This is a genomic window from Amycolatopsis ultiminotia, assembly GCF_039536925.1.
GTDB classification, from domain to species: domain Bacteria; phylum Actinomycetota; class Actinomycetes; order Mycobacteriales; family Pseudonocardiaceae; genus Amycolatopsis; species Amycolatopsis ultiminotia.
In genome coordinates, this window is record NZ_BAAAZN010000017.1 from 169,590 (window position 1) to 179,100 (window position 9,511).

The window sequence follows — 9,511 nt, forward strand, 5'->3', positions numbered from 1 at the left end:
GTCGGGTGGCCGCCCGGCGACCGGTCGGTGAACGTCACCTACACGAGTGGTGTCGGCAGGGAACCACCGCCTCCCGCCGACCGTTGTCCGGGCATGCGGGTCCGGTACGGGATTACTCCTCCCGCGGCGCACTCCACCGGGGTGGCGGCTGCGGCGGAGGGGGCCGTCACCCTCGGCGTCCGGGGGTACCCGGCGTTGCGCCGTCCGCGTGAAACCCCGGTGGGTGCGTTGCACCGTCCGGGCGTGGATTTCGGTGCCTGCACGGGCGTTTCACTGCGCGCCGTAACGGGTTCCCGAAGCGTGACATCCCCCGGCTCGGGGGCTGTTGCGGACGGCGTGATGAAGCTAACGTGCTCCGCTATCAGGCAAACCCGCAGGCAGGGAGGTGTGCAGCCCATGTCCCTGGCGCCGGAGGCCCGCTGAGTCCGCGTTCGCGCATCCGCCACGAGACGTCGTGACCGGCTGCCGGATTCTTCTCGGCCCGCCAGATCCGGGCTCCGTCCCCGCAGCACCGGCGCCGTGTGAACACACAACAGCTCGCAGTCATGTCGGCGAGGGAGGTCGTGTATGGACATCGTCATCAAGGGCCGCAACGTGGAGGTGCCCGAGCACTATCGGGCACTCGTCAGCGAAAAGCTGGCCCGCCTTGAGCGCTACGACAAGAAGGTCATCCGTTACGACGTGGAGCTCTTCCACGAGCCCAACCGCAGGCAGGCCAAGAGCTGCCAGCGCGTCGAGGTCACCGGGAAGGGCCGTGGTCCGGCCGTGCGCGCCGAGGCGTGCGCCGCCGACTTCTACGCAGCGCTCGATTCTGCCGTCACCAAGCTGGAAAACCGGATGCGGCGGACACACGACCGCAGGCGCGTGCACTACGGGCGCAGCCGTCCGGAGTCGGTCGCCGAGGCGACCTCGATGGCGGTGGCAGGTGGAACGGACTCCGTCGCCCGGCCCACCGCGGGCACGGCGGTCCTGGAGGCACCCGACGCGACCGGATCCCTCTCCGGCGACGGTTTCGCGGCGACGAGTGCCGGCGATATCCCCCAGCAGAAGCGCTGGGAAGAGGACGACCCGGGCCACCAGCCCGGCCGCGTCGTCCGCGAGAAGGAGCACGACGCGGACCCCATGACGGTGGACCAGGCTCTTTACGAGATGGAGCTGGTCGGCCACGACTTCTACCTGTTCAACGACTCCGAGGCGGGACGGCCGAGCGTCGTCTACCGGCGAAAGGGCTTCGACTACGGCGTGATCCGGCTCGGCTGAGCCGCGTCGCAGATGGCCCGCACACCGGCTGTGTGCGGGCCATCTGCATGCCCGCAAGACCCCGGTCGGCGGCCTCTCGTGACCTTCCGCGACGGCGTGCGTGCACGGACCACGCCGGGTTCCCTACGATGGGGTGAGCGACGGCGGCGCAGTCGGGTGTCCGCCGCGGGAGAATACTGCCCGGGACCGGCTCGGGCGCGATCATGATCAGCTAGTGAGGTCGACCGGATGGTGCTGAACCGCCTGCTCCGCGCGGGTGAGGGCAAGATGGTGAAACGGCTGCGCAACATCGCCGATCACATCAACACCCTCGAAGACGACGTGAAGGACCTGTCGGACGACGAGCTGCGGGCCAAGACCGACCAGTTCCGGGAGCGGTACGGCAACGGCGAATCACTCGACGACCTGCTCCCGGACGCGTTCGCGGTGGCGCGGGAGGCCGCGTACCGCGTGCTCGGCCAGCGCCCCTACGACGTGCAGATCATGGGTGGCGCCGCACTGCACCTCGGCCAGGTCGCGGAGATGAAGACCGGTGAGGGCAAGACGCTGACGTCCGTGCTGGCGGCCTACCTCAACGCGCTGTCCGGCAAGGGCGTGCACGTCGTCACCACCAACGACTACCTCGCCAAACGGGACGCCGAGTGGATGGGCCGCATCCACCGGTTCCTCGGGCTCGAGGTGGGCGTCATCCTCGCCCAGCAGGACCCGCAGGAGCGCCGCAAGCACTACAACGCCGACGTCACCTACGGCACCAACAACGAGTTCGGCTTCGACTACCTGCGCGACAACATGACCTGGTCGCTCGAGGAGTGCGTGCAGCGCGGGCACAACTTCGCGATCGTGGACGAGGTCGACTCGATCCTCATCGACGAGGCGCGCACCCCGCTGATCATTTCCGGCCCCGCGGACCAGTCCTCGCGCTGGTACGTGGAGTTCGCCCGGATCGCCCCGCTGATGCAGGGCATCGACACCACCACGATGGGCACCCGGGAGCGGGTCGAGAAGGCCAACCTGATCAACTCGAAGTACCACTACGAGACCGACGTCCGCAAGCGCACGGTCGCGGTGACCGAGAAGGGCGTGCGGTTCGTCGAGGACCAGCTCGGCATCGAGAACCTGTACGAGGCGGCGAACACCCCGCTGGTCGGTTACCTGAACAACGCACTGAAGGTCCAGGAGCTCTACCACCGGGACAAGGACTACATCGTCCGCGACGGCGAGGTCATGATCGTCGACGAGTTCACCGGCCGCATCCTGGTCGGCCGCCGCTACAACGAGGGCATGCACCAGGCGATCGAGGCCAAGGAAGGCGTCGAGATCAAGGCGGAGAACCAGACGCTGGCCACGATCACCCTGCAGAACTACTTCCGGCTGTACGCGAAGCTGTCCGGCATGACCGGTACCGCGGAAACCGAGGCGGCCGAGTTCCACCAGACCTACAAGCTCGGCGTGGTGCCGATCCCCACGAACCGGCCGATGATCCGGGAAGACCGGGCGGACCTGATCTACAAGAGCGAGCAGTCGAAGTTCGAGGCGGTCGCCGAGGACATCGCCGAGCGGCACGAGAAGGGCCAGCCGGTACTGGTCGGCACCACCAGCGTGGAGAAGTCCGAGCTGCTGTCGAAGCTGCTGCTCAAACTGGGCGTGCCGCACGAGGTGCTGAACGCGAAGTACCACGGCCGGGAGGCGCTGATCGTCGCGCGCGCAGGCAAGAAGGGCGCGGTCACGGTCGCCACCAACATGGCGGGCCGCGGTACCGACATCGTGCTGGGCGGCAACCCGGACATCATGGCCGACCAGGAGCTGCGCGAGCAGGGCCTCGATCCGGTGGAGAACTCCGCGGAGTACGAGGCCGCGTGGCCCGAGGTGCTGGAGAAGGTCAAGAACGAGGCCAAGGCCGAGGCGGAGCACGTCATCGAGGTCGGCGGCCTCTACGTGCTCGGTACCGAACGGCACGAGTCGCGCCGGATCGACAACCAGCTGCGCGGCCGTTCCGGACGGCAGGGCGACCCCGGCGAATCGCGGTTCTACCTGTCGCTCGGCGATGACCTGATGCGCCGGTTCAACGCGGTGATGGTGGAGCGGGTCATGACGACCATGCGGCTGCCGGACGACGTGCCGATCGAGCACAAGATGGTCTCCAAGGCGATCAAGAGCGCGCAGACCCAGGTCGAGCAGCTCAACATGGAGACGCGCAAGAACGTCCTCAAGTACGACGAGGTCATGAACGCGCAGCGCAAGGTGATCTACGCCGAGCGGCACCGCGTGATCGAGGGCGAGGATCTGCGGGAGCAGATCGAGCACATGATCACCGACGTCGTGCAGGCCTACGTGCAGGGCGCCACCGCACAGGGGTACTCCGAGGACTGGGACCACGACCAGCTGTGGACCGCGCTCAAGACGCTGTACCCGGTGAGCCTGGACTGGGACGAGCTGGTCGAGGACGGCGACCTCGACGCCGAAAGTCTCAACCAGGCGCTGTGTGATGACGCGCTCGAGGCGTACTCCCGGCGGGAGGCCGAGATCGACGAGCTGGTGGGCGAGGAAGGCGCGATGCGCCGGCTCGAACGCCAGGTGATGCTCACCGTGCTGGACCGCAAATGGCGCGAGCACCTCTACGAGATGGACTATCTCAAGGAGGGCATCGGCATGCGGGCGCTCGCGCAGCGCGATCCGCTGATCGAGTACCAGCGCGAGGGCTTCGACATGTTCCGCGCGATGCTCGAATCGCTGAAGGAGGAGGCCGTCGGCTTCCTGTTCAACCTGCAGGTCGAGCGCGCCGAACCGGAACCGGCCCAGCAGCCCGATCCGTCCGCGTTGCCCGGCGGGGTCACTGCCGCCACCGGTGCGGCTGCCGCCTCGTTCGGCGAGGACGGCGGACGGCACGCGCGTCCCGCACCGCCGCAGCCACCGGCCACGGACGCCGAGTCCGTGCCTTCGGCGTTGCGGGGCAAGGGAACCGACGGTGCCACGCAGTCCGGGCTGACCATGTCCGGCCCGTCCGAGGGCGGCGGTGTCGAGTCGCGTTCGGACAGTGCGAAGACCGAAGCTGCCGCGTCCGGCAGCGGTGGCAACACCCGGCGGGAACGGCGTGCTGCCGAGCGGGCACAGGCCAAGAAGTCGAAGAAGGGCACGCGCCGCTGACGGCTACCCGGGCCGTCCTCTGTGGACGGCCCGGGTAGCCGGAGCGCACCGGTCTGTCCGGAAGGGACGGTCCGCGGCATCGAGGGGAGTGCGCATGGACGTCGCACCGGTGCGGACAGATCTGGACACCTTCGCCGACCTGTTTTCCGCGGAACGGCGGGCGGATCCGTATCCGCGCTACCGGCAGTGGCGCGAGCACGCCCCGGTCGCCGAACTCCGGCCCGGGTTCCTGGTGGTGAGCGGGGCCGCGGAAAGCGTCGCGGTATTGCGGGATCAGGCGTGGGGACATCCCGAACCGGAGCTGCTCCCTGCCGAACAACAGCATCCCGACGAACCGGTGGACCAGGACGGCCGCGTGGTCCGGGCCTTTCTCGGACTCAACCCACCGGATCACACGCGGTTGCGCCGGCTGGTGTCGAAGGCCTTCACTCCACGCACCGTGGAACGCCTCCAATCGCGTATCGAGGACATCGCCGGGCGGCTGGGGTCGCAGCTGCTCGAGGCCGGCGCGGGCGACCTGATGGCAGGGCTGGCCCGCCCGCTGCCGGTCGAGGTGATCGCCGAAATGCTCGGGGTGCCGCTGGCCGACCGGGAGTTGTTCGCCGGCTGGTCGCACGCCATGGCGCGGGCGCTCGATCCGGATTTCCTCCTGCCCGCCGAGGTGGCGGCCGAGGCGACCCGCGCTCGCCGCGAGTTCGTCGGCTACTTCCGAGATCTGGCCGCGCAGCGGCGCCGTGCGCCGGGTGCGGACCTGCTGTCGGACCTGGTGACCGTGACCGACCAGGGCGATCAGCTCACCGAAGGCGAACTTCTCGTCACGCTGATCCTGCTGCTTGTCGCCGGGCACGAGACCACCACGAACCTGATCGGCAACGGTGTGCACGCACTGCTGCACGGCCCTCGCGGGCTGGCCGCACTCGGCGAAGACGGGGAGCTGGCCGAGAACGCGGTGGAAGAGGTACTGCGGTTCGATTCGCCGGTGCAGCTCACCACGCGTTTCGCGCGGCGCCCGACCGCGATCGGCGGCTTCGACGCGCCCGAGGGCAGCCAGGTCGTCGTGCTCCTCGGCGCGGCCAACCGCGACCCCTCGGTGCACCCGGATCCGGACGTGTTCGACCCGTCCCGCGAACCGGGCCGGCACCTCGCGTTCGGCCAGGGGATCCACTTTTGCCTCGGTGCCCCGCTCGCCCGGATGGAGGGACGTGTCGTGTTCCGCGAGCTGGCCCGCCGTATCCCGGCGCTGCGACTGGCAGGCACCCCCGAGTGGAACCCGACGACGACGCTTCGCGGCCTGTCGGCACTCCCGGTGGCGACCGGCTGACTCCGGACGCGTGACCTGATGGCCGGGACGGCTGTCCCGAACCGGTCAGGCCACGGACGGGCGTTCCGGGTACGCCCGGACCGGCCCGGTCCTCGGCGCCAGGACGTGGAAGCGCGTGCACACCCAGCCGGTGCGGCCGCGTTCGAAGCGGGCCGCTACCGCGTGTACCCGTCCGCCGCTGGTCAGGGTGGTGCTCGCTTCGAGGGCGGTTTCCGACGGACGGCACACGTGCAGCCCGCCGATGCGGTGATGGGCGCCGGGCACTGGGCCGTGCGCGGCCAGCCGGGCGAACAGGGCCTCGTCCACGAGCGGCCGGATCTGCGCGGCCGCCCTTCTGCCTGCGAGCACTTCGAGGATCGCGGTGAGCCGCTGCAGGAGCCGCCGTTCGGTGGGTGGTTCCGCGAGCCGGACCAGGCGGTGCCCGGCAGGCGGCAGATCCCGTACCGCCGGGCGCGCCACCCGGCGGTGGATCCGGCGCACGGGCCGGGACGTCAACGAGCGGAGGTGGTGCGTCGGCATGAATTCCTCCCTGAACACGGACGTGCCACTCACCGGGTAAGTGCGTCCTGCCCTCGGGAAACCGCACAACCGGTGCCTGATCGGGCGGAAACCGGCCAAATGGACTGGATACGCGTGCTTAATGCGCTATGGCTGGTGCCGCCGCAACAGCGGATAGGCTTGTCACGTGCTGAAAGGCTTGCTGGTCGACTACGCCGGAGTTCTCACCGACCCGGAAGCGGGGCTGCTCTACGACTATCTGCGCGACGTGCGGGCCGCCGGCACCCGCACCGCACTCGTGTCGAACGCGCCCGGAGCAGGTCCCGGCGCGAAGGCCGAGCTCGGGCCGTACTTCGACGCGCTGGTGTTCTCCGGCGAGGTCGGCGTGGCCAAGCCGAACCGCGAGATCTACCTGGTGGCTGCCGAACGCCTCGGCCTGTCCGCGGCCGGCTGTGTGTTCGTGGACGACGCCGAACGCAACGTCCGTGGTGCGGTCGAGGCGGGCATGGTCGGCGTGCACCACCTGACCGTGCCTGCGACGCTCGACGAGCTGGCCGCGTTGTTCAGCTGAGCCCGCGCCGCACCAGCTCGAACGACACCACTGCGGCCGCCGCGGACACGTTCAGCGATTCGACCTCGCCGGGCATCGGGATGGCAACCCATTCCGTCACGAGATCCGCCACCTCCGCACCGACGCCGCCGGTCTCGCCGCCGAGGACGAAGACCGCGCGCTGCGGCAGGTCCACGTCGAACACCGAGGTGACGGCGGACGCACCCAGCGCGTACAGGCCGTAGCCGGCTTCGATCAGCAGCTCCGCCGCCTCGCGGGCGCTCGCGCAGCGGAGCACCGGTGCCCGGAACGCCACCCCCGCGGACGCCTTGACCACCAACGGGTCGAGTGCCGCCACGCCTCGGCGCGGCACGATCACCCCGGCCAGCCCCGCGGCCGTGGCGGTGCGCAGGATCATGCCGACGTTCGCGGGCGTGGTGATGCCGTCGAGCAGCAGCAACCGGTCCGGCGGGCGGCGGTCGTCGAGTGCAGCGGCGAGCGGGCGCATCCGCGGCGCGACCACGTCCGCGAGCACGCCCTGGTCCTGTTTGCCGTTGCCGGCCAGCACCTTCACCCGGTGCGCGCTCGCCCGCTGCACCGGCACCCCGGCCGCCTTCGCCGCGCGCTGGATCTCCGCGGCACCCGGGCCGCGCGCGGTGTCGGCGAGGATCACCTTGTCCACCCGCAGGCCCTCGTCCGCGAGCGCCTCCAGCACGGGCTTGCGCCCGTAGACGGTCAGGAACCGGTCCTTCGGGGAAACCGCCACGTCATCACCCACGCCGCTCAGTCTCGCACTGTGTAAGGATCGGCCCATGCCCGACCGCCTGTCCGCCCTGGACGCCTCGTTCCTGTACGTGGAGGACCAGACGACGCCGATGCACGTCGGCGGGGTGGCGATCTTCGAACGACCGCCATCGGGGTTCACCTACGAGCAGCTGCTGGCGCTGATCGGCGCGCGGCTGGCGTTCCTGCCCCGCTACCGCCAGCGGGTGCTCGGCGTACCGGGGCACCTGGCGCGTCCGGTGTGGGTGGACGACGTCGACTTCGACCTGAACTACCACGTCCGGCGGTCCGCGCTGCCCGAGCCGGGCAGCGCCGAGCAGCTGTTCGACCTGGTGGCCCGCCTGATGTCGCGCCGGCTCGCGCCGGAACGGCCGTTGTGGGAGGCCTACTTCGTGGAGGGGCTGTCCGGCGGCAGGGTGGCACTGGTCACGAAGACCCACCAGTCCGTTGTGGACGGTATCGGCACGATCGATCTCGGCCAGCTCATCCTCGACGAGAAGCCGGCGCCACCGGAGCCGTTCGAGGACAGCTGGACGCCGCGCCGGGAACCGAGCCGCACTCAGCTGATGCTCGACGCGGTGAGCGAGACCGTGCAGCGCCCCGGCGAGCTGGCGGAGAACGTCCGCTCGGCTGCCACCGACGCGTTCGCCACTGTGGGCAAGGTCGCGGAAACGCTCGGTGGTGTCGCGGCGACGGTGGTGCGGCCCGCGCCGTCCGGACCGCTGAACGTGCGCGTTTCCGGTGGCCGGATGTTCGCCGTGGTGCGCACGCGGCTGGAGGATTTCCGTGCGGTCCGTGCGAAACACGGCGGCACGGTCAACGACGGCATCCTCGCCGCGATCACCGGTGCGCTGCGGGAATGGCTGCTGTCGCGCGGGGAGAGCCTGACGCCAACGTCGAGCGTGCGTGCGCTGGTGCCGATGGCGGTGCACGATGTCGAGACGGCCGAGTACGCTCCGCCCGCGCTGATCGGCAACGAGGTGGCGGCCTATCTGGTGGACCTGCCGGTCGGCGAGCCGAACGCAGTGCTGCGGCTGCAGCACATCGGCCACGCGATGGACGAACACCTCGACTCCGGCCGTTCGGTGGCCGCGCGCGGTCTGCTCAAGGTGAGCGGCTTCGCCCCGGCGACGCTGCACTCGCTCGGCGCGCGGGCAGGCGGGTCGCTGTCCGGGCGGATCTTCAACCTGATGGTCACGAACTCACCCGGCCCGCAGGTGCCGATGTATGCGGGGGAGGCCAGACTGGTGGAGATGTTCCCGGTGATGCCGCTGATGCGTACCCAGGCGCTGGCGATCGGGGTCACGTCCTACCACGGCGGCGTCTACTTCGGACTCAACGGCGACCGCAAGGCCGCGTTCGACGTCGAGCTGCTCGGCGGGATGATCGAAGAAGCGTTGGAAGAGCTGAAGGGTGCGCACTGGTGAGGATCTATTTGCCGGCCACGATCGCGATGTTGCGGGACCTCGAAGCGAGCGGAGAAATCCGCGCCCGCAGCGGGACGGCGTTCGCGCTCACGCCCGCGCTGCGCGAGGCGTACGTGAGCGGTTCGGACGAGGAACTGGAGTACGCGGCCCTGCTCGACGCGGCACGGGCGTCCCTGCGGCTGATCTCGGCCGAGGAGAAGGGCGAACCCCGCCGAGCGGTGGTCTCGGCCGATGTGGACAACGTGACCCTGCGTGCCGACCTGGACGCCGCAGTGGTCCGCCTGGACGGCCCGGTCCCGCTGTCCCAGATCGCCGCAATCCACGTGGACGCCGCCGAAGCAGCCGACGCAGTCACCGCAGCCGCCGCAGTAATCGACGCCGCAGACCTTGGCGACGAAGACGCAGAATTCACCCTCGGCGACGCCGAAGACCACGAACTGGCTTGGTACGCACCCCAGGAACTGCCCTTCCTGCTGGAGCTGTTGTAACGGGAAGTGGGTTGCGGGGTTGGCGACGCGGTAGGTGAGT

General features: G+C 69.8%; 8 protein-coding genes. 6 read left to right on the plus strand and 2 right to left on the minus strand.

The window, feature by feature from the left end:
- Positions 1-567 precede the first annotated feature (567 nt).
- From hpf to ABD793_RS32135, 3 genes are all read left to right on the plus strand, one after another.
- Complete coding sequence (gene hpf, locus ABD793_RS32125) at positions 568-1,260, plus strand: ribosome hibernation-promoting factor, HPF/YfiA family (protein ID WP_344866867.1); 693 nt, start codon at positions 568-570, stop codon at positions 1,258-1,260.
- Between the two features lie 228 nt (positions 1,261-1,488).
- Positions 1,489-4,404 carry a preprotein translocase subunit SecA gene (secA, locus tag ABD793_RS32130; protein WP_344866869.1) on the plus strand — a complete coding sequence of 972 codons (2,916 nt, stop codon included), beginning with the start codon at positions 1,489-1,491 and terminating at the stop codon, positions 4,402-4,404.
- 94 nt (positions 4,405-4,498) lie between these two features.
- Positions 4,499-5,725 (plus strand): cytochrome P450, encoded by a 1,227-nt coding sequence (locus tag ABD793_RS32135; protein WP_344866871.1) that lies wholly within the window; start codon positions 4,499-4,501, stop codon positions 5,723-5,725.
- 45 nt (positions 5,726-5,770) lie between these two features.
- Here the strand turns inward: ABD793_RS32135 and ABD793_RS32140 are convergent, their stop codons facing one another.
- Positions 5,771-6,244 carry an Rv3235 family protein gene (locus ABD793_RS32140; protein WP_344866873.1) on the minus strand — a complete coding sequence of 158 codons (474 nt, stop codon included), beginning with the start codon at positions 6,242-6,244 and terminating at the stop codon, positions 5,771-5,773.
- A gap of 166 nt (positions 6,245-6,410) precedes the next feature.
- Here ABD793_RS32140 and ABD793_RS32145 point away from each other — a divergent pair, with 166 nt between their 5' ends.
- A complete protein-coding gene (locus tag ABD793_RS32145) occupies positions 6,411-6,794 on the plus strand; it encodes an HAD-IA family hydrolase (RefSeq protein ID WP_344866875.1) in 384 nt (127 codons plus the stop codon).
- On the opposite strand, the gene ABD793_RS32150 is transcribed toward ABD793_RS32145, so the two are convergent.
- Positions 6,787-7,551, minus strand: coding sequence for a TrmH family RNA methyltransferase (locus tag ABD793_RS32150; protein ID WP_344866877.1), 765 nt, complete (start codon positions 7,549-7,551; stop codon positions 6,787-6,789). The two genes, ABD793_RS32145 and ABD793_RS32150, sit on opposite strands and share 8 nt — an antisense overlap.
- A gap of 34 nt (positions 7,552-7,585) precedes the next feature.
- On the opposite strand from ABD793_RS32150, the gene ABD793_RS32155 reads away from it, so the two are divergent.
- Together ABD793_RS32155 and ABD793_RS32160 are read left to right on the plus strand one after the other, a co-directional pair.
- Complete coding sequence (locus tag ABD793_RS32155) at positions 7,586-8,983, plus strand: WS/DGAT/MGAT family O-acyltransferase (RefSeq protein ID WP_344866879.1); 1,398 nt, start codon at positions 7,586-7,588, stop codon at positions 8,981-8,983.
- Positions 8,980-9,471 (plus strand): DUF6912 family protein, encoded by a 492-nt coding sequence (locus ABD793_RS32160; RefSeq protein ID WP_344866881.1) that lies wholly within the window; start codon positions 8,980-8,982, stop codon positions 9,469-9,471. The genes ABD793_RS32155 and ABD793_RS32160 overlap by 4 nt, the downstream gene beginning before the upstream one ends.
- Positions 9,472-9,511: the final 40 nt, after the last annotated feature.

Coding starts and splice junctions, on each gene's coding strand:
- hpf (WP_344866867.1), top strand. CDS start 568: ATGGACATCGTCATCAAGGGCCGCAACGTGGAGGTGCCCGAGCACTAT.
- secA (WP_344866869.1), top strand. CDS start 1,489: ATGGTGCTGAACCGCCTGCTCCGCGCGGGTGAGGGCAAGATGGTGAAA.
- ABD793_RS32135 (WP_344866871.1), top strand. CDS start 4,499: ATGGACGTCGCACCGGTGCGGACAGATCTGGACACCTTCGCCGACCTG.
- ABD793_RS32140 (WP_344866873.1), bottom strand. CDS start 6,244: ATGCCGACGCACCACCTCCGCTCGTTGACGTCCCGGCCCGTGCGCCGG.
- ABD793_RS32155 (WP_344866879.1), top strand. CDS start 7,586: ATGCCCGACCGCCTGTCCGCCCTGGACGCCTCGTTCCTGTACGTGGAG.